This is a genomic window from Micromonospora sp. NPDC048947, assembly GCF_040649495.1.
GTDB lineage: Bacteria > Actinomycetota > Actinomycetes > Mycobacteriales > Micromonosporaceae > Micromonospora > Micromonospora alfalfae.
Genome location: NZ_JBEZFO010000030.1, coordinates 37,554 through 58,864, shown reverse-complemented (window position 1 = coordinate 58,864; position 21,311 = coordinate 37,554). Strand labels below are relative to the sequence as shown.

The 21,311-nt window shown below is 70.0% G+C and carries 18 protein-coding genes; 9 read left to right on the top strand and 9 right to left on the bottom strand.

Going from position 1 to position 21,311, the window contains the following annotated elements; translation table 11 throughout:
• Positions 1–116: 116 nt before the first annotated feature.
• Positions 117–1,067 carry a malate dehydrogenase gene (locus tag AB0B98_RS30915; protein ID WP_112583765.1) on the bottom strand — a complete coding sequence of 317 codons (951 nt, stop codon included), beginning with the start codon at positions 1,065–1,067 and terminating at the stop codon, positions 117–119.
• 138 nt (positions 1,068–1,205) lie between these two features.
• A complete protein-coding gene (locus AB0B98_RS30910) occupies positions 1,206–2,066 on the bottom strand; it encodes a bifunctional methylenetetrahydrofolate dehydrogenase/methenyltetrahydrofolate cyclohydrolase (protein ID WP_357367162.1) in 861 nt (286 codons plus the stop codon).
• Between the two features lie 482 nt (positions 2,067–2,548).
• On the opposite strand from AB0B98_RS30910, the gene AB0B98_RS30905 reads away from it, so the two are divergent.
• The 5 genes from AB0B98_RS30905 (at position 2,549) to AB0B98_RS30885 (ending at position 8,372) form a co-directional block, all read left to right on the top strand.
• Positions 2,549–4,150: an ABC transporter substrate-binding protein gene (locus tag AB0B98_RS30905; protein ID WP_238668324.1), complete on the top strand. Its 1,602-nt coding sequence runs from the start codon at positions 2,549–2,551 to the stop codon at positions 4,148–4,150.
• A 197-nt stretch (positions 4,151–4,347) separates the two neighbouring features.
• Positions 4,348–5,286 (top strand): ABC transporter permease, encoded by a 939-nt coding sequence (locus tag AB0B98_RS30900; RefSeq protein ID WP_238658631.1) that lies wholly within the window; start codon positions 4,348–4,350, stop codon positions 5,284–5,286.
• 72 nt (positions 5,287–5,358) lie between these two features.
• On the top strand, positions 5,359–6,315 hold the full coding sequence (locus AB0B98_RS30895; RefSeq protein ID WP_238668325.1) for an ABC transporter permease: 957 nt from the start codon (positions 5,359–5,361) through the stop codon (positions 6,313–6,315).
• Between the two features lie 7 nt (positions 6,316–6,322).
• A complete protein-coding gene (locus tag AB0B98_RS30890) occupies positions 6,323–7,354 on the top strand; it encodes an ABC transporter ATP-binding protein (protein WP_238668326.1) in 1,032 nt (343 codons plus the stop codon).
• Positions 7,335–8,372: a dipeptide ABC transporter ATP-binding protein gene (locus AB0B98_RS30885; protein ID WP_238668327.1), complete on the top strand. Its 1,038-nt coding sequence runs from the start codon at positions 7,335–7,337 to the stop codon at positions 8,370–8,372. The genes AB0B98_RS30890 and AB0B98_RS30885 overlap by 20 nt, the downstream gene beginning before the upstream one ends.
• Before the next feature lie 130 nt (positions 8,373–8,502).
• Here AB0B98_RS30885 and purH read toward each other — a convergent pair whose 3' ends face one another.
• Positions 8,503–10,074 (bottom strand): bifunctional phosphoribosylaminoimidazolecarboxamide formyltransferase/IMP cyclohydrolase, encoded by a 1,572-nt coding sequence (purH, locus tag AB0B98_RS30880; protein WP_238668328.1) that lies wholly within the window; start codon positions 10,072–10,074, stop codon positions 8,503–8,505.
• Complete coding sequence (purN, locus tag AB0B98_RS30875) at positions 10,071–10,691, bottom strand: phosphoribosylglycinamide formyltransferase (RefSeq protein WP_091406347.1); 621 nt, start codon at positions 10,689–10,691, stop codon at positions 10,071–10,073. The genes purH and purN overlap by 4 nt, the downstream gene beginning before the upstream one ends.
• 290 nt (positions 10,692–10,981) lie before the next feature.
• Here purN and AB0B98_RS30870 point away from each other — a divergent pair, with 290 nt between their 5' ends.
• Positions 10,982–11,536, top strand: coding sequence for a hypothetical protein (locus AB0B98_RS30870; RefSeq protein ID WP_357367158.1), 555 nt, complete (start codon positions 10,982–10,984; stop codon positions 11,534–11,536).
• A 96-nt stretch (positions 11,537–11,632) separates the two neighbouring features.
• Here AB0B98_RS30870 and AB0B98_RS30865 read toward each other — a convergent pair whose 3' ends face one another.
• A complete protein-coding gene (locus AB0B98_RS30865; protein ID WP_357367157.1) occupies positions 11,633–12,922 on the bottom strand; it encodes a DUF6350 family protein in 1,290 nt (429 codons plus the stop codon).
• Positions 12,923–13,122: 200 nt separating this feature from the next.
• Here AB0B98_RS30865 and AB0B98_RS30860 point away from each other — a divergent pair, with 200 nt between their 5' ends.
• Complete coding sequence (locus tag AB0B98_RS30860; RefSeq protein ID WP_196919730.1) at positions 13,123–13,389, top strand: DUF4190 domain-containing protein; 267 nt, start codon at positions 13,123–13,125, stop codon at positions 13,387–13,389.
• Between the two features lie 73 nt (positions 13,390–13,462).
• Here the strand turns inward: AB0B98_RS30860 and sucD are convergent, their stop codons facing one another.
• The 3 genes from sucD to AB0B98_RS30845 form a co-directional block, all read right to left on the bottom strand.
• Positions 13,463–14,350, bottom strand: coding sequence for a succinate--CoA ligase subunit alpha (gene sucD, locus AB0B98_RS30855; protein ID WP_357367155.1), 888 nt, complete (start codon positions 14,348–14,350; stop codon positions 13,463–13,465).
• A 2-nt stretch (positions 14,351–14,352) separates the two neighbouring features.
• Positions 14,353–15,531, bottom strand: coding sequence for an ADP-forming succinate--CoA ligase subunit beta (gene sucC, locus AB0B98_RS30850; protein ID WP_091406357.1), 1,179 nt, complete (start codon positions 15,529–15,531; stop codon positions 14,353–14,355).
• A gap of 431 nt (positions 15,532–15,962) precedes the next feature.
• Positions 15,963–16,367, bottom strand: a complete 405-nt coding sequence (locus tag AB0B98_RS30845; RefSeq protein WP_030491849.1) for a cobalamin B12-binding domain-containing protein — start codon at positions 16,365–16,367, stop codon at positions 15,963–15,965.
• Positions 16,368–16,852: 485 nt separating this feature from the next.
• Between AB0B98_RS30845 and AB0B98_RS30840 the strand changes: the two genes are divergently transcribed.
• Both AB0B98_RS30840 and AB0B98_RS30835 read left to right on the top strand, forming a co-directional pair.
• Positions 16,853–17,560, top strand: a complete 708-nt coding sequence (locus tag AB0B98_RS30840) for a M23 family metallopeptidase (protein ID WP_238668334.1) — start codon at positions 16,853–16,855, stop codon at positions 17,558–17,560.
• A 272-nt stretch (positions 17,561–17,832) separates the two neighbouring features.
• Positions 17,833–18,600 carry a M23 family metallopeptidase gene (locus AB0B98_RS30835; RefSeq protein ID WP_357367153.1) on the top strand — a complete coding sequence of 256 codons (768 nt, stop codon included), beginning with the start codon at positions 17,833–17,835 and terminating at the stop codon, positions 18,598–18,600.
• A 107-nt stretch (positions 18,601–18,707) separates the two neighbouring features.
• Here AB0B98_RS30835 and pcrA read toward each other — a convergent pair whose 3' ends face one another.
• Entirely contained in the window at positions 18,708–21,113 is a 2,406-nt protein-coding gene (pcrA, locus tag AB0B98_RS30830; RefSeq protein ID WP_357367151.1) for a DNA helicase PcrA, read from the bottom strand.
• Positions 21,114–21,311: the final 198 nt, after the last annotated feature.

The following is a 21,311-nucleotide window of genomic DNA, read 5'->3' as shown; positions in this document are numbered from 1 at the left end:
GCCGCGCCCATCTTCCCCGTCATCGTCGCCGCCTCCGCCAGGTGTTGCAGCCACATGGACCGTTCCCACCGATCGGTTGGCATCGACGTCTCGGCGCTGATGCTGTGGTTCGGGAACTACATGCTGGAGATGTCGCCCTGCTTGGCGCGGACGGCTTCGGCAGCCTCCAGGAGGCTGGCGCGCTCGTCGGCGTCCAGGTCGGTCTCGACGACCCGCTTGACGCCCTCGGCGCCGATCTCGGCCTCGACACCCAGGTAGACGCCGGAGATGCCGTACTCGCCGTCGACCCAGGCGCAGACCGGCATGACCTCGCCGGAGTCCTCCGCGACGGCCTTCGCCATCCGGGCCGCGGCGGCGGACGGGGCGTAGTAGGCCGAACCGGTCTTGAGCAGCGCGACGACCTCGGCGCCACCGTTGCGGGTCTTGACGACCAGCTCCTCGATCTGCTCGGCCGGCATGGCGTCGCGCAGCGGCTTGCCGTTGACGGTGCTCTTCGACGGCACCGGGACCATGGTGTCGCCGTGCGAGCCGAGGGTCAGCGTGCGTACCGAGGCCACCGGCACGTTCAGCGCCTCGGCGACGAAGTTGCTGAACCGGGCGGTGTCGAGCATGCCGGCCTGGCCGAGCACCCGGTTCTTCGGGAACTGGGTGGCGAGCTGGGCCAGCGCGGTCATCTCGTCCAGCGGATTGGAGACCACGATGACGACGGCGTTCGGGGCGTACTTGGCGACGTTCTCGGCGACCTGGCGGACGATCTTGGCGTTGGTCTCCAGCAGGTCCATCCGGCTCATGCCGGGCTTGCGCGGCAGACCAGCGGTGATCACGACGACGTCGGAGCCCTCGATGCTCTCGTAGCCCTCACCGTTGGGGCCGGTGGTCACGCCGACCACCTTGGTCTCGAAGCCCTCGATGGCCCGGGACTGGTTGAGGTCGAGCGCGAGGCCCGCGGGCTTGCCCTCCACGATGTCAGTGATCACTACGGTGTCGAAGACGTCGTACTCGGCCAGGCGCTGTGCGGTGGTGGAGCCGTAGAAGCCAGCCCCGACGACAGTGACCTTCTTACCCATGGTCGTCCCACTCCCTGATACCAGTCGGTTTTCCGGACCGTATCAGTCATCCTGGCACCGATCAGGCCAGGGGCGGCGGCCATCGCCGGGATGGGGCGAACGTCACCGCCGTCTGGTTCGGCGTCGCCGAGGCGCGGGTCAGCCGCGCTCGGCGCGCTCGACGACGTTGGTGAGCAGCATGGCCCGGGTCATCGGGCCCACGCCGCCGGGCATGGGGACCAGCGCGCCAGCCGTCTCGGCCACTTCCGGGTCCACGTCGCCGGTGTAGCGGCCCTTGCCGTCCGCGCCGATCACGCGGGTGATGCCGACGTCCACCACCACCGCACCGGGGTTGATCATGTCGGCGGTGAGCAGACCCGGTACGCCGGCCGCGACGATGACGATGTCGGCGGCCCGGGTGTGCGAGGCCAAATCGAGGGTGCCGGTGTGGCAGAGGGTGACAGTGGCGTTCTCGCTGCGCCTGGTGAGCAGCAGGCCGAGCGGTCGGCCAACAGTGTTGCCGCGACCGACCACAGCGACGGTGGCCCCGCGCAGCGCCACGTCGTGCCGGCGGAGCAGCTCGACGATGCCGCGCGGCGTGCACGGCAGCGGACCGTCGTAGCCGAGCACGAGCCGACCCAGGTTGACCGGGTGCAGGCCGTCGGCGTCCTTGTCCGGGTCGATCAACTCCAGCACCCGCTGGGTGTCGAGGTGGCCCGGCAGCGGCAGTTGGACGATGTAGCCGTGGCACGCCGGGTCGGCGTTCAGCTCGGCCAGTACGTCGTCGACCTGCTGTTGGGTGGCGTCGGGCGGCAGTTCGCGGCGGATCGAGGCGATGCCCACCTCGGCGCAGTCGCGGTGCTTGCCGTTGACGTACGCCTGGCTGCCCGGGTCCGCCCCGACCAGGACCGTGCCGAGCCCGGGGATGATGCCGCGTTCCGCGAGTGCCTTCACCCGGATGCGCAGCTCGTCCTTGATCTCCGCTGCGGTTGCCTTGCCGTCCAGAAGCGTCGCCGTCACGACCGAATCGTCTCACGACCACCGCCCGCGGATCAGACGACCTCGCTCGGGCCGTCCGCCGCCCAGTGCTGCCGGGTTGCCGTCGGGCGGCCCGGGCCATGGTGGGGTGGCTGTCGCTGGAGTAACCGTGTGTGAGGTGTCGCTAGTCACTTTCGGTGACAATTTGTGGATTCGATCACGGTCGAACCAGACAGGGCGGGGCGGAACTGCGGAGATGGGACGGCCACCCCAGGCGGTGTCGAGGCGGCCAGACAAGGCCGAACGCACTGTCATTCGCGCGGATTTTCGCAGCTCAACGCCAATACGCCCGGTTTGGGGTAGCAGGTTCACTCGCTCCCGACAACTGAGGTAACCCCGGACTGTTACCCACCCGCAACCGCGTCGTTGTCGAAGCCCCGTCGCCGACCTACCGTTACCGCTTGTTGCGCAGCGTAACCCAGCGTCGGGCCTGACTGCGCAGCGTGAGGAGATGAGGAGGCTCAATGCGAGTTCGTAGACTCGCCGCCTGGACCGCCCTCCCGCTCGCGGTGACGCTGGGCCTCGCGGCCTGCGGCAGCGGCGGAGACGGTGGATCCGGTGGCAGCGACAGTTCGGTGGTCAGCATCCAGATCGCCGAGCCGAAGCACCTGGTTCCCACAAACACCACCGAGACGTCCGGATCGCAGGTGATCGCCGGCCTGTTCAGCCCGCTCGTCGACTACGACGCCCAGAACAAGCCGTACGAGGTCGCCGCGCAGTCGATCACCTCGTCCGACAACAAGGTCTGGACGATCAAGATCAAGGACGGCTTCACCTTCCACAACGGTGAGAAGGTCACGTCCCAGAACTACATCAACGCCTGGAACTACGGCGCGTACGCCCCGAACGGTCAGGACACCAACCCCTTCTTCGAGAAGATCGCTGGTTACGCCGACCTGCAGGACAAGGCGCCGAAGGCCAAGGAGATGTCCGGTCTGAAGAAGGTCGACGACCTCACCTTCACAGTGACGCTCTCGGAGCCGTACATCGACTTCAAGACGACGCTGGGCTACAACGCGTTCTTCCCGATGCCGGACGCCGCGTTCTCGGCGCCGGGCGTGCTCAAGGACTCCTACGAGCAGGCGCCGATCGGGCAGGGCCCCTTCAAGATGAAGGGCACCTGGCAGCACGACAGCAAGATCGACGTCGAGCGCTACGACGCGTACCCGGGCGAGAAGCCGAAGGTCAAGAACATCGAGTTCCGGATCTACCAGCAGCTCACCGCGGCCTACGCGGACGTCCTGGCGGACAACCTGGACGTGCTGCCCACGATCCCGACCGAGAGCCTGAGCACCGCGCCGAGCGACCTGGGTGACCGGTACAAGACCAGCCCGATGTCGTCGTTCCAGTTCCTCGCGTTCCCGACGTTCGACAAGGACTACAGCAACCCGGACGTGCGCAAGGCCATCTCGATGGCGATCGACCGTGACGAGATCACCAAGTCGGTCTTCAAGGGTTCGCAGACGTCGGCGCGCTCCTTCGTCGCTCCGGTCCTGCCGGGCTACCGGGAGGACACCGCTGGCAAGGCCGCCGAGTTCAACCCGACCGAGGCCAAGAAGCTCTACCAGGCCGCCGGCGGTCCGGCGAAAATCGTCATCTCGTACAACGGCGACGGCGGGCACAAGGACTGGGTCGACGCCACCGTCAACCAGCTCAAGGCCAACCTGGGCGTGGACGCGGTCGGCTCGGTCGAGCCGAAGTTCGCCGACCTGCTGACCAAGGTCGAGAAGAAGACGCCGGTGGGTGCGTTCCGGATGGGTTGGGTCATGGACTACCCGACCATGGAGGACTACCTCGGCCCGCTGTACAGCACGAACGGCTCGTCGAACTACTACGGCTACAGCAACCCGGAGTTCGACAAGCTGGTCAAGGAGGGTTCCGCCGCCAAGACGCAGGACGAGGCGATCGCCAAGTACCAGCAGGCGGAGGACATCCTGGCCAAGGAGATGCCGGTGATCCCGCTCCGCTTCGGCGAGAACGTGTTCGGCCACTCGTCCAAGGTCAAGAACGTGGAGATGGACCTGTTCCAGCGGGTCAACCTCGTCAAGATCGAAGCAGCCAGCTGAGCTGACCATGGTGCGGGCCACCCGGGCGACGAAGCCCGGGTGGCCCGGACCGCACCACCGGGGCCGGGCCGCAGCAGCGGACCCGGCGTCGGTGGTGCCGGCTCCCCCGGGCCGGACGGAACGTCTCGGATATTTCGGGTACGACCAGAGATGCCGTCCTGCGACCCTTTCGCACATTTCCGGAGAGACTGCTAAGCATGTTCCGCTACATCCTGCGGCGCCTACTGCAGATGGTCCTGGCGTTCTTCGGGACCACCCTGATCGTCTACGCGCTGACATTCGCCGGGCAGGGCGACCCGATCCAGGCGCTCGCCGGCGAACGGCCGGTGACGCCAGCGCAGCGGGCCTACCTGACCGAGAAGTACCACCTGGATGCCACTGGCGTCGGCGGCTTCTTCTACCGCTACTTCGACTACGTGAAGAACCTGCTCCAGGGCAACCTGGGCGAGTCACTCACCGGTCGGAACATCGGAGACATCCTTCAGCAGGCCTGGCCGGTCACCGTGCGGCTCGCGCTCATCGCGCTCGCTGTGGCGATCATCTTCGGCGTCACCGCCGGGGTGCTCGCGGGCATCCGCCGGGCCAGCATCTTCGACAACTCGACGCTGGTGCTCACCCTGCTGGTGCTGGGCATCCCGACCATCGTGCTGGCGCCGTTGGCGCAGTACTTCCTCGGCGTCAAGTGGCAGCTCTTCCCGCCCACCGCCGGCTCGGATCCGACGTTCTACGCGCTCCTGCTGCCGGGCATCGTGCTCGGCTCGCTGTCGCTGGCCACCGCCCTACGACTCACCCGGGCCTCGGTGGCGGAGAACCTGCGCGCCGACTACGTCCGGACCGCCCGGTCAAAGGGCCTGGTCAAGCGGCGCATCGTCGTCGTCCACGTGCTGCGCAACTCGCTGATCCCGGTGGTCACCTTCCTCGGTGTGGAACTGGGCAACCTGATGAGCGGCGCGATCATCACCGAGGGCGTCTTCAACATCCCCGGCGTGGGCTTCAACCTCTTCCGCGGCATCCGCACCGAGGACGGCCCCCTGGTGGTGGGCATCGTCAGCGTGCTCGTCGTGGTCTACCTGGTCTCGAACCTGGTGGTGGACGTCCTGTACGCCGTACTCGACCCGAGGATCCGCTATGAGTGAGCGCAGCGAACGAATCATCAGCGCAGCGTGCTTGGGCTCTCATGCCGGCGCCGAGCGCAGCGAGGTGCAGGCATGAGTGACTTTGAGACCGTGGCGGCCACCGAGAACCAGGCCGCGCGACGTGGCCCCTCCGGGGAGCCGGGCACGCCCAACCAGATCGGCGCCGCGCAGAAGCCCCGCAGCCTGGCCGGGGACGCCTGGCGTGACCTGCGCCGCAACCCGATCTTTTGGATCTCGCTGGCGCTGGTCGTCATCTTCAGCCTGATGGCGCTGTTCCCGGGGGTCTTCACCGCCAACAGCCCGAGCGACTGCCTGCTCTCCCGGCAGCACGCCGGGCCGTCCGGCGGGGCCATCTTCGGGTACGACTTCCAGGGCTGCGACACGTACTCCCGAGCGGTCTACGGCACGCGCGCGTCGCTGCTGGTCGGCGCGCTCGCCGCGCTCGGCACCGGCATCATCGCGCTGGTGATCGGCATGTTGGCCGGTTACTTCGGCCGCTGGGTCGACGCGGTGCTCTCCCGGGTGATCGACGTGGTGCTCGGCATTCCGCTGCTGCTGGCCGCGATCGTGCTGCTCAAGCGGGTGTCCAGTGACAGCCAGTGGGCTCGGATCGGCGCTGTCGTCTTCGTGTTGGCTCTCCTTGGCTGGACCACCGCCGCCCGCGTGGTCCGGTCCTCGGTGATCACCGCGAAGGAGCAGGACTACGTCGCGGCGGCCCGGATGCTCGGCGCCGGCAACAGCCGGATCATGTGGCGGCACATCCTGCCGAACTCGCTGGCCCCGGCGATCGTCGTGCTGACCATCGCGCTCGGCTCGTTCATCGCGGCCGAGGCCACGCTCTCCTTCCTGGGCATCGGCCTGAAGGCGCCCACCATCTCCTGGGGCCAGGACATCGACACCGGCCGGATCCACATGCGGGAGGCGGCCACCCCGTTGATCGTCCCGTCGGCCTTCCTGGCGCTGACCGTGCTGGCGTTCATCATGCTCGGCGACGCGATCCGTGACGCCTTCGACCCGAAGCTGCGGTGAGAACCTCATGACCGTCAATCCAACTCCCGCCTCTGCCACACCAGAGGGCGGTCACCTGCTGGAGTTGCGGGACCTGCACGTCGAGTTCCGCACCAACGAGGGTGTCGCCCGGGTGATCAACGGCGTGTCGTACCACCTGGACGCCGGCGAGACCCTTGCCGTGCTCGGCGAATCCGGCTCGGGTAAGTCGGTCACCGCCCAGGCGATCATGGGCATCCTGGACACTCCGCCCGCGTTCGTCCGCTCCGGCCAGATCCTCTACCAGGGTGAGGACCTGCTGACCCGCTCCGAGGAGCAGCGGCGGCAGGTACGTGGCAAGGAGATCGCGATGATCTTCCAGGACGCGCTCTCCGCCCTCAACCCGGTGTTCCCGGTCGGCTGGCAGATCGGTGAGACGCTGCGCCAGCGCGCCGGCATGTCCCGAGCCGACGCTCGACGTCGTGCCGTCGAACTGATGGATCTGGTCAAGATCCCGGGTGCCGCCAAGCGGATTGGCGACTACCCGCACCAGTTCTCCGGCGGCATGCGGCAGCGCGTCATGATCGCCATGGCGTTGGCGCTGGACCCGAAGGTGCTGATCGCCGACGAGCCCACCACGGCCCTCGACGTGACAGTGCAGGCCCAGATCATGGACCTGCTGGCGGACCTGCGCCGGGAACTCAACATGGCGATGATCCTGATCACCCACGACCTGGGTGTGGTCGCCGGTGTCGCGGACCGGATCGCTGTCATGTACGCCGGCCGGATCGTCGAACACGCCGACGTCCGCTCGCTCTACAAGGCGCCCGCCCACCCGTACACCAAGGGGTTGTTGGAGTCGATCCCGCGCCTGGACGTTCGCGGTCAGGAACTGTCGACGATCAAGGGGTTGCCGCCGAACCTGATGCGCATCCCGTCCGGCTGCCCGTTCCACCCCCGGTGCCCGTACGTCCAGCAGGTCTGCGTGGACGAGGTGCCGCACGACCTGGTCCTCGGCGACGGCCGGACCAGCGCTTGCCACTTCGCGCAGGAGGTCCGTGATGACAGCGTCGCCAGCTAACCCCACCAAGGTCCGCGGCGAGACCATCCTCTCCGTCGACAACCTGGTGAAGCACTTCCCGATCACTCAGGGCGTGCTGTTCCAGCGACAGATCGGGGCGGTGAAGGCCGTCGACGGGGTGAGCTTCGAGCTGCGTCGGGGCGAGACGCTCGGCGTGGTCGGCGAGTCGGGCTGCGGCAAGTCCACCCTCGCCCGGCTGCTGATGCGGTTGGAGACGCCCACCTCCGGACGCGCAACCCTGGAGGGCAAGGACCTGTTCAAGGCTTCCGGGGGTGAGCTGCGCCGGCTGCGCCGCAACATGCAGATGGTGATGCAGGACCCGTACACCTCGTTGAACCCGCGGATGACGGTCGGCGACATCATCGGCGAACCGTTCGAGATCCACCCGGATGCCGCGCCGAAGGGCAGCAAGGCCAAGCGGGTCCAGGAGCTGTTGGACCTGGTCGGGCTCAACCCGGAGCACATCAACAGGTACCCGCACCAGTTCTCCGGCGGTCAGCGTCAGCGCATCGGCATCGCCCGCGCCCTCGCGCTGAAGCCCGAGGTGATCGTCTGCGACGAACCGGTGTCGGCGCTCGACGTCTCCATCCAGGCCCAGGTGATCAACCTGCTCAAGCAGCTACAGGGCGAGCTGGGGCTCTCGTACATCTTCATCGCGCACGACCTGTCGGTGGTGCGGCACATCGCCGACCGCGTCGCGGTGATGTACCTCGGTCGGATCGTCGAGATCGGCACCGAGGACGAGATCTACGAGCGGGCCACCCACCCGTACACCCAGGCTCTGCTTTCTGCGGTGCCGGTGCCGGACCCGGAGGCCCGCGACCAGCGCAACATGATCCGGCTGGTTGGCGACGTGCCCAGCCCGGCCGACCCGCCGAGCGGGTGCCATTTCCGGACCCGCTGCTGGAAGGCCCAGGACATCTGCGCCACCGAGGACCCCAAGACGGTCCCGAGGGCAGCGGACCCCCACCCCTCCGCCTGCCACTTCGCCGAACTCCGCCCGGCCACCCCGGCCTAACGCCCCCCCCGCGATTGATCATGAAGTTATTGCCCTGACACGCCGACGTGCAGGGCAATAACTTCATGATCGACGGGGTCGAGCCGGGGGGTTGGGGGGTTGGGGGCCGGGGGGCCGGGGGGGCCTGGGGTTAGTGGAAGAAGTGGCGGGTGCCGGTTAGGTACATGGTTACGTTGGCCTTCTTGGCCGCTTCGATGACTTCCTCGTCGCGGATGGAGCCGCCGGGCTGCACGATCGCGCGGACGCCGGCGTCGATGAGGATCTGCGGGCCGTCGGCGAACGGGAAGAACGCGTCCGAGGCGGCGACCGAGCCGCGCGCACGATCGGCGCCGGCGCGGGCGACCGCGAGCTGCGCCGAGTCGACCCGGTTGACCTGACCCATGCCGACCCCGACGGTGGCGCCGTCCTTGGCGAGCAGGATCGCGTTGCTCTTCACCGCGCGGACCGCCCGCCAGGCGAACGCGAGGTCCCGCAGCAGTTCCTCGTCGGCGGCCTCGCCGGTCGCCAACTGCCAGTTGGCCGGGTCGTCGCCGGGGGCGTTCACCCGGTCGGCGACCTGGGCCAGCACGCCACCGGTCACCTGCCGCACCTCCACCAGCGCCGGCGTCCACGCCGGTGCCCGCAGCAGCCGGATGTTTTTCTTACCCTGCAACACGTCGACAGCGCCCTCGTCGAAGCCGGGGGCGACCAACACCTCGGTGAAGATCTCGGCGACCTGCCGGGCCAACTCGACCGAGACCGGCCGGTTGACAGCGATGACGCCGCCGTACGCCGACACCGGGTCGCAGGCGTGCGCCAGGCGGTGCGCCTCGGCGACGTCCGCGCCGACGGCGATGCCGCACGGGTTGGCGTGCTTGATGATCGCCACCGCCGGCTGGTCGGCGAAGTCGTTCGCGGCCCGCCAGGCGGCGTCGGCGTCGACGTAGTTGTTGTACGACATTTCCTTGCCGTGCAACTGCTCGGCCTGGGCCAGCCCGGCCGGGGCGTCCGGGTCGGTGTAGAGCGCGGCGGCCTGGTGCGGGTTCTCGCCGTAGCGCAGCGCTGTCGACTTGCGCAGCGCCAGCCCCGCGAACTGCGGCCACGAGTCGTCGGCGGGTGCCAGCTCCTTGGCGCACCACTGGGCCACCGCGACGTCGTACTCGGCGATGTCGGCGAACGCCCGGGCGGCCAGCGCGCGACGCTGGGCCAGCGTGAAGCCACCCTCGCTGAGCGCGCCGATCAGCGCCGGGTAACCGGCCGGGTCGGTGAGCACGGCGACCGAGGCGTGGTTCTTGGCGGCGGCCCGCACCATGGCCGGGCCACCGATGTCGATCTGCTCCACGCACTCCTCGACGTCGGCGCCCGAGGCGACCGTCGCCTGGAAGGGGTAGAGGTTGGAGACCAGCAGGTCGAACGCCGCCACACCCAGCTCGTCGAGCTGCGTGACATGGGAGTCCTTGCGCAGATCCGCCAGGAGACCCGCGTGCACCTTCGGGTGCAGGGTCTTCACCCGGCCGTCGAGCACCTCGGGGAACCCGGTCACCGTCTCCACCGGCGTCACCGGCACCCCGGCGGCGGCGATGGTGCCCGCCGTGCTGCCGGTGGACACGATCTCCACACCGGCCGCGTGCAGGGCCTGAGCCAGCTCGACCAGCCCGGTCTTGTCGTAGACGCTGACCAGCGCCCGCCTGATCGGGCGGCGCCCGTCCTGAGTGGGACTCACGGAACCGTGACCTTCCTTCCGGTGATGGTCCAGCCTTCGCGGACCAGCCGACCGACCTGCTCGACGAGCTGGCGTCGCTCGGCTTCCTTGATGCGCTCGGTGAGCGTGTCGACGTCGTCGTCGTCCAGCACCGGCACCGCTACCTGCGCGACGATCGGCCCGGTGTCCATGCCGGCGTCGACGAAGAAGAGGGTGGCTCCGGTGAGCTTCACGCCGTAGGCGAGGGCGTCACGCGGGCCGTGGATGCCGGGAAACGCCGGCAGCAGCGTGTTGTGGGTGTTCAGGTAGCGGTCACCGAAGGCGGCGAGGAAGTGCGGGCCGACAAGCTTGAGGAAACCGGCGGAGATGACCAGGTCGGGCTGGTGCTTCGCGACGTGCGCGGTGAGCGCGCGGTCCCAGTCCTCCCGGGTGTCGTGGTCGCGGACCCGTTCGACGAAGGTCGGCACCCCCGCCGCGTCGGCCCGGTCCAGGCCCGCGATGCCGTCGCGGTCCGCGCCGACCGCGACCACCTGTGCGCCGTACGCGGGGTCGGCGGCGGCATCCAGCAGCGACTGAAGGTTGCTCCCGGAGCCGGAGATGAGGACGACGATGCGGGCGACGGGCGCGGGCTCGGTCACCGGGCCACCCTATCGGGCAGGTCAGGGACCCCCTTCGACCGGGCGGTGCGCCGATCTTCGACGGTGCCGACGTGCGTCGACCCGGTACGCTGCCGCTCGCTCGGGCCGAACGCCGCGCCGGCCCACACACCGCCACTGATCCGGCACACGAAGCGGTCGACAAGGACCCTTTTGCCTGCTTTGGGAGACATGTCTTCCTGTTGCTGTACTGGGCTTTGGGAGGACTGACCGCGATCATGGATGGAAACAAAGAGCACCAACTGACGGAACCAGTCCAAGGAGCTTCTCGAATGCAGCCCGGTAACCCCGGTCAGGACCCGTACGGCCAGCAGCCCAACCAGGACCCGACCGCTCCCCAGCCGCCGGCCGCCCCGTACGGCCAGCAGCCCACCTCCGGCCAGCCGTACGGTCAGCAGCCGCAGGACCCGTACGCCGCGCCGCAGGCCCCGTACGGCCAGCAGCCCACCCCGGGGCAGCCGTACGGTCAGCAGCCGCCGCACCAGGACCCGTACGCGCAGCAGCAGCCCCCGTACGGCGCCAGCCCGACCTACCCGAACGCCGGGTACCCGCAGGCACGGGGGCAGAACAACACCCTCGGCCTGGTGGCGCTGATCCTCGGTATCGCGTCGATCCCTCTGGCCTGCTGCGCCATCCTGGGCATCCCGGTCGGCATCGGGGCCCTGGTGACCGGCTACCTGGGCAAGCAGAAGGCTGACCAGGGGCAGGCCAGCAACGCCGGCCAGGCCAAGGCCGGTCTGATCTGTGGTGCGGTCGGCGTCGCGCTCGGCATCATCTCGATCATCCTGAGCGTGGTGCTGAACGTCAACCTGCCCGCCCAGCCCTGACGGGCTCGGATTCGACGGGGCGCTCCGGGTTCACCCGGGGCGCCCCGCGCTCGTCTACCCGCTGGACCGCGGGCCAGTGCCCAAGTGGCCGCGACTCTACTGCGCGGGACCGCGGGTCAGCGCCCGGGTGGCGGCGGCGCCGAGCAGCGCGCCGACAGCTATGACACCGGCCGCGACCGCCCCGACCTGCCAACCCACCGGCCCGACCTGGGACAGCCGACCGGCGCCGAGCGGCCCGCCGGAGACCGCCGCGGCCGCGCCGAGCACCACCCCGGCCACCGGCCCGGCCAGCACCGCCGGCGCCAGCAGCTCGGCCCAACGCTGCGCGGCCCGCTCCGGACCTGCGAGTCGAGCCACCCGCCGGGCGAGCAGCCAACCGGCGACCATCCCGGCCAGCACCGGCACCGCGAGCAGCAGGGCGCCGAAGCCGTCCACCGGGCCGCGCGGCAGGCCAGCGAGCAGCGGCACGGCCGGCAGCGCGCCGACCGACACCTCGCTGGTACGGACCGCCGTGTCCGTCCCCACCGCGAACCCCGGCCCGAGCAGGTAACTGGTCGACCAGACCGCCGCGTTGGGCGCGTACGCCACGCTGACCAGCGTGATGCCGGCCTGCCCGGCGACCCCGGTCCGGTACGCCCCGATCATGTCGGCCGCGTCGCCGCCGCCGGTGGCCACCGCCAGGCCGGCCGCGCCCGCGCCCGCACCGAGCAGCAGCAGCCCGGCCACCAGGCCGGTGCGAACGCCGTCGCGCACCGGGCCCGGAAGCCGGGTGACGAGCAGCCGGGTCACGGCGGTGATCCGGACCGCGCCGACCAGCGCGGCGAGCGTGCCGACCGCCGCGAACGTGGCGCCCGCCCGGATCAGCGACACATTCGGCCCACCCGTGCCGACCAGCACCGCCGCGAGCGCGCCGAGCAGCGCGTACGCCACACCGACCGCGACCGCGGCGAGCAGTGCCCGGCGCGGTGAGCGGGTGTCGCGGGCACCCATCGCGCGGCTGACGTGCACGCCGGCGCGGGTCAGCCGCCAGAGCGCGAGCACTGTCAGCGCCAGCGGGGCGAGCCCGAGCGGCCCGGTCTCGGTGTGCAGCGGCACGCCGTGCCCGAGCAGCCAGCCGGCCAGCGCGGTGCGCAGGGTGCCGGTCACTGTGGTGCCGTCCGCGCCGAGCTGCACCAGGCCGAGCACGATGGCGACCGGCAGGTAGGAGGTGAGGGCGGCCCAGCAGGCGGCCACCCCGGCGGCGACTGGCAACGGCGCCCGCCCGCGCGGCGACCCGCCCGCGCGAGGCGCGGGCACCCGCCGGGCCGGTGCGGCACGGTCGACCGGCCGGTCGTCGGCGCTCACACCGCCGGGACGGCTGGGACGGTCAGGGGTGACGGGGGACATCCGCTCTACTCTGGCACGTCGCGCGGGCGGTGGCAGTCCGTTAACCCCTCCTAAGGTCGGCGAGTTCACCGAACCGACGTCCTGCCCACCCGGGCCGGTCTAGCCTCGGCCCTGAGGGGGCGCGAGTCGCCGCCACCCGGGACGGGCCCGCCGGTCGCGGTCCGGGCCGGCACGTCGCCCATTACCGCTCGGAGGACGCTGTGACGACGCCATACCCGCCTCCCCCACCCCCACCGGCCCGGGGACGCGACCGCACCACCCTCTGGGGCGTGCTGGGCATCGTGCTGGGACTGATCTGCTGCGGCATCTTCGGCATCGTCTTCGGCTACCTGTCCATCCGCGACGCCCGGCGGTACGGGCAGTCGCCGCTGCTCGGTTACCTCGCCATCGCGTTCGGCGTGATCAACATCATCGGCGGGGCGATCCTGCGCTCGACCGGCAACTACCCGTTCTGGAACAACGACTGACCAGCGCAGTGCGCGCGTACGCCGAAGGGGGTCGACCGTGACCGGTCGACCCCCTTCGTACTGCCTCACCGGCTCAGCTGCCGGACATGATCTCCCGCATCAGCTTCGCGGTCTCGGTCGGCGTCTTGCCGACCTTGACGCCGACGGCCTCCAGCGCCGCCTGCTTCGCCTCGGCGGTGCCGGCCGAGCCGGAGATGATCGCGCCGGCGTGACCCATGGTCTTGCCGGGCGGAGCGGTGAAGCCGGCGATGTAGCCGACCACCGGCTTGGTGACGTTGGTCTTGATGAACTCGGCGGCCCGCTCCTCGGCGTCGCCACCGATCTCACCGATCATGACGATGGCGTCGGTCTCCGGGTCGGCCTCGAACGCCGCGAGGGCGTCGATGTGGGTGGTCCCGATGATCGGGTCACCGCCGATGCCGACGCAGGTGGAGAACCCGATGTCGCGCAGCTCGTACATCATCTGGTAGGTCAGCGTGCCGCTCTTGCTGACCAGGCCGATCCGGCCGGAGCCGGTGATGTCGGCCGGGATGATGCCGGCGTTGGACGCGCCCGGCGAGGCGATGCCCGGGCAGTTCGGCCCGATGATCCGGGTCCGCTCGCCCTGCGCCACGTTGTACGCCCAGAACGACGCGGTGTCGTGCACCGGGACGCCCTCGGTGATCACCACGGCCAGGCCGATCGCGGCGTCGATCGCCTCGACCACGGCGGCCTTGGTGAACTGCGGCGGCACGAAGATGACTGTGACGTCGGCCCCGGTCTCGGCCATCGCGTCCGCTACGGACGCGAAGACCGGCAGCTCGGTGCCGTCGAATTCGACGGTCTGACCCGCCTTGCGCGGGTTGACGCCGCCCACCACGTTGGTGCCGGCGGCCAGCATCCGCCGGGTGTGCTTGGAACCCTCGGAACCGGTCATCCCCTGGACGATGACCTTCGAGTCCTTGGTCAGCCAGATAGCCATGATCAGACCCCCGCAGCTGCCAGCTCGGCGGCCCGCTCGGCCGCACCGTCCATGGTGTCCACCCGCTGCACGAGCGGGTTGTTAGCGCTGTCCAGGATCGCCCGGCCAGCCTCGGCGTTGTTGCCGTCGAGACGGACGACGAGCGGCTTCGTGACCTGCTCGCCGCGCTGCTCCAGCAGCGCCAGCGCCTGGATGATGCCGTTGGCGACCTCGTCGCAGGCGGTGATGCCGCCGAAGACGTTGACGAAGACGCTCTTCACGGCCGGGTCGGAGAGCACGATCTCCAGCCCGTTCGCCATCACCGCGGCGCTCGCGCCACCGCCGATGTCGAGGAAGTTGGCCGGCTTGACGTTGCCGTGCCGCTCACCGGCGTACGCGACCACGTCGAGAGTCGACATGACCAGACCCGCGCCGTTGCCGATGATGCCGACCTCGCCGTCGAGCTTGACGTAGTTGAGGTCCTTGGCCTTGGCGGCCTGCTCCAGCGGGTCCACGGCTGCCTGGTCGACAAGCGCCTCGTGGTCCGGGTGCCGGAACGCGGCATTCTCGTCCAGGCTGATCTTGGCGTCGAGCAGCAGCATGCGGCCGTCGCCGTTCTTGGCGAGCGGGTTGACCTCGACCAGGGTGGCGTCCTCGGCGACGAACGCCTGCCACAGACCGACGGCGATCTCGACCACCTGGTCGGCGACCTCGGCCGGGAAGCCGGCAGCGGTCACGATCTCGCGGGCCTTGGCCTCGTCCACGCCCTTCACGGCGTCGATCGGGGCCTTCACGACCTTGTCGGGGGTCTCGGCGGCGACCTGCTCGATGTCCATGCCGCCGGCGACGCTGGCAATGCAGAGGAAGGTGCGGTTCGCCCGGTCGAGCAGGTACGAGAAGTAGTACTCCTCGGCCACGTCCGCGGTCACCGTGATCATGACCTTGTGGACGGTGTGACCCTTGATGTCCATGCCGAGGATGTCGGTGGCGCGGGCCACCGCCTCATCCGGGCCCTCGGCCAGCTTGACGCCGCCGGCCTTACCTCGGCCGCCGACCTTTACCTGCGCCTTGACGACCACACGGCCGCCAAGACGTTCGGCGATCGCGCGGGCCTCTTCCGGGGTAGTGGCGACGCCGCCAGCTAGCACGGGCAAGCCGTGCCGCTCGAACAGGTCCCGCCCCTGGTACTCGTACAGGTCCACGATTGCGCGTCCCGTCCCGTCTCCGCGGCGCGCCGTCGCGCCGCCACCAGCGTTCACAAAACAGTTTGACGCCTGTCATCAGTTGAAACAGGCCATTGGCCGCAGCCTAGCGAGGTCGACACCGCCGGCAACCGAGCGGGTGCGCGGTGTGCGGTAATGCACAACCGGACATCAGGTGTGGCCGGTTTCCGGCCACGACTCGGTTGGCATCCACCGTCCGGGCGATGTTGTCCGGCTTGCGTAACCCCGCCGTGGGGGCGTCGTTGAGTCAGATGTCGGAGCGCTGAACAGCGCAAAGACGGGATACGGCCGATGCCCTGTCGGTCGAGGGGTGGCGGCGGGGCATCGTGCATAGAGGGGCCGGACGTGTGAGGGGTGCGTCCGGCCCCTCCCCCGTGCCCAAATTCGGTGGCGCAGCAGATCGGCGCGCCTCAGGAAACCGGCTGGGCCACGTTCTGTCGGACCCACTCGACAATCGCCTGGGTGGTGGCGCCCGGCGTGAAGATCTTCGCGACGCCCAGCTTCTCCAACTCGGGAATGTCGCCGTTCGGAATGATGCCGCCGCCGAACACGACGATGTCGCGGGCGTCCCGCTCACCGAGCAGCTCCAGCACCCGCCGGAACAGCGTCATGTGCGCGCCGGAGAGAACCGACAGGCCGACAGCGTCGGCGTCCTCCTGGATGGCGGTCTCCACGATCTGCTCAGGAGTCTGGTGCAGGCCGGTGTAGACGACCTCCATCCCGGCATCCCGCAGGGCGCGCGCGACGACCTTCGCGCCCCGGTCGTGGCCGTCCAGGCCAGGCTTCGCGACGACGACCCGAATCCGAGAGCTCATCAGCGCACACCTTTCACCGGCTTGACCGCCATCACCTTAACGAACGGTAACCCGGCGGGCGCGGCCCGGGAAATCCGGGCTCCGTCACCGGCCGTTACCCGGCGTGCCCACCGCGCAACCCGGAGAGGTCCGGCCCGGTGCCGTGCCGGCTTCGCCACGGTCGCGTCGCTGGCAGGGCCGGGGACGTCATCCCGGCGCGGTTCGGAGTCAAGTCGGACGACTCCGCCGGAACGGTCACGCTCGGCGACGAACGGGCAGCGACGGGGGCACCGTTCGGCGTCGCGATGCATGACAATCACGGACGCAAACGGACAGATCGACACGCCAATTTTTCGGTCTAGCTTGTGACTCGCCTGGCGGTTGGCTAACGTGTCCACGGTTGTCATCAGGTCCATGGACGGGTGACGACGCGGTCAGCGGACGTTCCACTGAAGCTTCAGGGGACGCCACCGGCCGCTTCGGAACCCCGACAACGGAGGGTGTGCGTGCGCCAGCGCCTGTCGTCTGAGCCCGATCGATATCGCGGTCGCCGCCGCGTACCCACCCCACCCCGCAGCCGTTACGCCGCTGTCGTCACCACCGCGTTCGTCGGTGCCGGCATCGTGGCCCTCGGCGCGAGCGCCCTGCCGGACGCCAAGGACGTCAGCCCGACGGTTCTCGACGAGCTCAAGCAGGCGTCGGTCACCAGCCAGGACGCCGCGGCCCGTGCCGACAACGCCGACCGCGCCTCCCGGGACAGCCGCAGCACTGACAGCGCCGAGCCCGAGGTCTGGCTGCTGCCGCTGCAGGGCTACGACTTCAACTCCCCCTACGGCGTCCGCTGGGGCAAGATGCACACCGGCGTGGACCTGGTCGCCGGCGAGGGCACGCCCTACGTGGCGATCCACGACGGGTTGGTCACCAAGGCCGGCTGGTTCGGCGGGTACGGCAACGCGGTGATCGTCCAACACGCCGACGGCAGCGAGGCCATCTACGGCCACTCCTCCGCCGTGAGCGTCAAGGAGGGCCAGCAGATCAAGGCGGGCGACCAGCTCGGCCTCGTGGGTCAGACCGGCCACGCGTACGGCACCCACCTGCACCTGGAGATCCATGTCAAGGGGCAGCCGACCGACCCGGTGCCGTTCCTCCAGGAGCGCGGAGTGGACATCAAGCTGCAAGTCGAGGCAATCTACAGCGAGGTAGCCGACCGCTGACGATGCGTAACGACCGCTGACCGCCCGGATCTGTCAATCCGGGCGGTTTTGCGTTGTGCGGTCCTGGCGGATGTATCCCGGGTCACAGGGTCGAATGTGACCGACGGCACCCGCCAACATGATCACTTTTCCGGATGTAGCGCCGCACAGCGGGTCATATCCGGGCACCGACCGTCGGCCCTCCCTTCGAGGGTTCGGTCCCCGCGCCCGCCCCACCTCGGCCCGACAGCAGTATTTCGAGGTCAAGTGCCCCTCGACTGTGAAGGTCCGCCGTGCAGGAAGACAGCCCCGTCCAGAACGAGAACACCCCCGACACCAGCCAGACCGCGCCGCAGCGCACCGGCCGACGGAACCGCCTCATCGTGCTCGGGGCCGCCGCCCTGGTAGCCCTCGGCCTCGGCGGTGTCGCCGTCGCCACCAGCGGCACCGACCACCCGGCACCCGCCGCCGTCTCCCTCGACGCCCAGGCCCGGGCCGAGGCCGCGAGCCGGGCCGACCGTTCGGTCCGTGAGTCGAGCACCCCGGTCGTCCCCTCGCTCAGCCCGACGCCCAGCCCGTCGGCGGTCAGCGCCAGCCCGGCCCCCACGAAGACGGCCGCCGCGAAGGCCAAGCCGAAGCCGAAGAAGACCACCAGGCCCACACCCGCCTGGGTCGACCCGATGCCGGGCGCAGCCGTCACGTCCTGCTACGGACAGCGCTGGGGCACCCTGCACGCCGGTATCGACCTGGCGCTGCCCTCCGGTACGCCGATCCACGCGGCGGCCGCCGGCACCGTGACCCAGGCCGGCGACGCCTCCGACGGGTACGGCAACTCCGTCTTCATCGACCACGGCAACGGCTACCTGACCCACTACGCCCACCAGAGCCGCATCGCGGTCACCGTCGGCCAGAAGGTGAAGGCCGGCCAGGTCATCGGCTACGAGGGCGCCACCGGCGATGCCACCGGCCCGCACCTGCACTTCGAGGTGCACCAGGGCATGTGGAACCAGATCGACCCGGCCCCGTTCATGCGGGCCCGCGGCGTCGACCTGGGCTGCTGAGGCCGCATTCCCCGCGCGGTCCGGGCGCAACAACAAGGAAAGAGTGGCCTCAGCGGTACGCGAGGCCACTCTTTCCTTGATTTGGTGCGATCTTGGGGATGCCGGGGTCAGAGTTTGTCGACCGGGGCGTGCCGGAGCACCAGCCACATGGTCTGGTCGCCGAAGTCGATCTGCGCGCGGGCACCCGGGCCGTGCCCCTCGACGGCGAGCACCCGCCCCAACCCGTACCGCTGATGGTTGACCCGGTCGCCCGCTGACACCTTCGGCCCCTGCGGCAGCTCGCTGGCCGTGGTCAGCCGGCTGGCGTCCACGCCGAGCCGCTGGGCCAACTGCGCCGCCTTCGGCGTACCCCCGGTGAAGTTGCCACGCGCGCCGGGCGCGCGGTCCGCGCGGCCACCGACGCCGCCGCCCCCGCCAGCCCACGAGGTGTACGACCCCTCGGTCCGCTCCCAGTGCACCAACTCGGTCGGCAACTCCTCCAGGAAGCGCGACGGCGGGTTGTAGGACGGCTGCCCCCAGGCCGAGCGGGTCACCGCCCGGGACAGGTTGAGCCGTTGTCGGGCACGGGTGATGCCGACGTACGCCAGTCGGCGCTCCTCCTCCAACTCGCGGGTGTCGCCCAGCGAGCGCAGGTGCGGGAAGACGCCGTCCTCCAGCCCGGTCAGGAAGACCACCGGGAATTCCAGCCCCTTGGCGGTGTGCAGCGTCATCAGGGTGACCACACCCTGGTGGTCGGGGTCGTCGGAGGGGATCTGGTCGGCGTCGGCGACCAGCGCCACCTGCTCCAGGAAGCCGGCCAGGGTGGCCCGCTCCCCCTCCTCGCCCAGCGCCTCGATCCGCTCGGTGTACTCGCGGGCGACGCTGACCAGCTCCTGGAGGTTGTCCACCCGGCCGGCGTCCTGCGGGTCCAGGCTCTCCTCCAGCTCGGTGAGGTAGCCGGAGCGGGTCAGCAGCGCCTCCAGCACCTCCTCCGGGGTGCCGGTCTCGGCCAGCTCGCGGGCGCCGTCGAGCAACGCCACGAAGTCCGCGATGCCGTTGGCCGCCCGACTGGAGATGCCCGGCGCCTCCCGGGCCCGGCGCAGCGCCGCGCCGAAGGAGATCCGGTCGCGGCTGGAGAGCGCCTCGACACACGCCTCGGCGCGGTCGCCGATGCCCCGGCGCGGGGTGTTGAGCACTCGCCGCAGGCTCACCGTGTCGTCGTCGTTTACCACCGAACGCAGGTACGCCAGGGCGTCGCGGACCTCCTTGCGCTCGTAGAAGCGCACCCCGCCGACCACCTTGTAGGGCAGGCCGACCCGGATGAACACCTCCTCGAAGACGCGGGACTGGGCGTTGGTGCGGTAGAAGACGGCGACGTCGCCGGGGCGGGTCTCGTCGGCGTCGACCAGCCGGTCGATCTCCCGAGCCACCCAGTCGGCCTCGGCGTGCTCGGTGTCGGCCACGTAGCCGACGATCTGCTCGCCGGCGCCGGCCTCGCTCCACAGTCGCTTCGGCTTGCGGGAGGTGTTCCGGTCGATCACCGCGTTGGCCGCGTTGAGGATGGTCTGGGTGGAGCGGTAGTTCTGCTCCAGCAGGATCGTCCGCGCGTCGGTGAAGTCCCGTTCGAACTCCAGGATGTTGCGGATCGTCGCACCCCGGAACGCGTAGATCGACTGGTCGGCGTCGCCGACCACGCACAGCTCGGCGGGCTCCAGCCCGTCGGTGCCGGAGACCAGCTCCTTGATCAGGACGTACTGGGCGTGGTTGGTGTCCTGGTATTCGTCCACCAGCACGTGCCGGAACCGCCGGCGGTAGCTCTCCGCGACGTGCGGGTGGGACTGGAGCAGGTGCACCGTGGTCATGATCAGGTCGTCGAAGTCCAGGGCGTGAGCCTCACGCAGCCGACGCTGGTAGAGCGTGTACGCCTCCGCGAGGGCCCTCTCGTTGGGCCCGGTGGCCCGCGCCGCGAACTGCTCCGGGTCGACCAGCTCGTTCTTGAGGTTGGAGACCTGGGCGGCCAGCCCACGCGCCGGGTAGCGCTTCGGGTCGAGATCCAGCTCGCGGGTGACCAACTGCATCAGCCGGCGGGAGTCGTCCGCGTCGTAGATCGAGAACGTCGACTTGAGGCCGGCGTGCTCGTGCTCGGCACGCAGGATCCGCACGCAGGCCGAGTGGAACGTCGACACCCACATCAGGCGGGCCCGGGGGCCCACCAGCGCGGCGACCCGCTCCTTCATCTCGCCGGCGGCCTTGTTGGTGAAGGTGATCGCGATGATCTCGCCGGGGTGCACGTCCCGAGCGGCGAGCAGGTAGGCGATCCGGTGCGTGAGCACCCGGGTCTTGCCGGACCCGGCGCCGGCCACGATCAGCAGCGGCGAGCCGGCATGGCTGACGGCGTCGCGCTGCGGCCCGTTCAGCCCGGCGAGCAGCTGCTGCGGATCGAGACGCGCGGCGGACGCCCCGGGTCGGTGCGGGCGGGCCGGCGCGGACTCCGGCGCAGGCGGGGACGCGGGGATGTCGAAGAGAGGATGCATCGCCCGACAAGTCTATGCCGCCGGCCCGACACTGCGCCGCTGGCGCTCAGCAGCTCGTGCCCGACGGCGCGCACCACCACCCGGCACGCCCACAGGCGGGAAAGGTGCCCTTCGCGACGCGGAATGCTTGCGCACCCGGCAACGACGTGGGCATACTCGACCACGTGATCGCTGCGCGCTTCTACTTTTACTATGGCA

What these genes read in the sequence shown, in the direction of transcription:
- AB0B98_RS30915 (WP_112583765.1), bottom strand. Translation starts at nt 1,067, where the DNA reads ATGGGTAAGAAGGTCACTGTCGTCGGGGCTGGCTTCTACGGCTCCACC.
- AB0B98_RS30905 (WP_238668324.1), top strand. Translation starts at nt 2,549, where the DNA reads ATGCGAGTTCGTAGACTCGCCGCCTGGACCGCCCTCCCGCTCGCGGTG.
- AB0B98_RS30900 (WP_238658631.1), top strand. Translation starts at nt 4,348, where the DNA reads ATGTTCCGCTACATCCTGCGGCGCCTACTGCAGATGGTCCTGGCGTTC.
- AB0B98_RS30895 (WP_238668325.1), top strand. Translation starts at nt 5,359, where the DNA reads ATGAGTGACTTTGAGACCGTGGCGGCCACCGAGAACCAGGCCGCGCGA.
- AB0B98_RS30890 (WP_238668326.1), top strand. Translation starts at nt 6,323, where the DNA reads ATGACCGTCAATCCAACTCCCGCCTCTGCCACACCAGAGGGCGGTCAC.
- AB0B98_RS30885 (WP_238668327.1), top strand. Translation starts at nt 7,335, where the DNA reads ATGACAGCGTCGCCAGCTAACCCCACCAAGGTCCGCGGCGAGACCATC.
- AB0B98_RS30870 (WP_357367158.1), top strand. Translation starts at nt 10,982, where the DNA reads ATGCAGCCCGGTAACCCCGGTCAGGACCCGTACGGCCAGCAGCCCAAC.
- AB0B98_RS30865 (WP_357367157.1), bottom strand. Translation starts at nt 12,922, where the DNA reads ATGTCCCCCGTCACCCCTGACCGTCCCAGCCGTCCCGGCGGTGTGAGC.
- sucD (WP_357367155.1), bottom strand. Translation starts at nt 14,350, where the DNA reads ATGGCTATCTGGCTGACCAAGGACTCGAAGGTCATCGTCCAGGGGATG.
- AB0B98_RS30845 (WP_030491849.1), bottom strand. Translation starts at nt 16,367, where the DNA reads ATGAGCTCTCGGATTCGGGTCGTCGTCGCGAAGCCTGGCCTGGACGGC.
- pcrA (WP_357367151.1), bottom strand. Translation starts at nt 21,113, where the DNA reads ATGCATCCTCTCTTCGACATCCCCGCGTCCCCGCCTGCGCCGGAGTCC.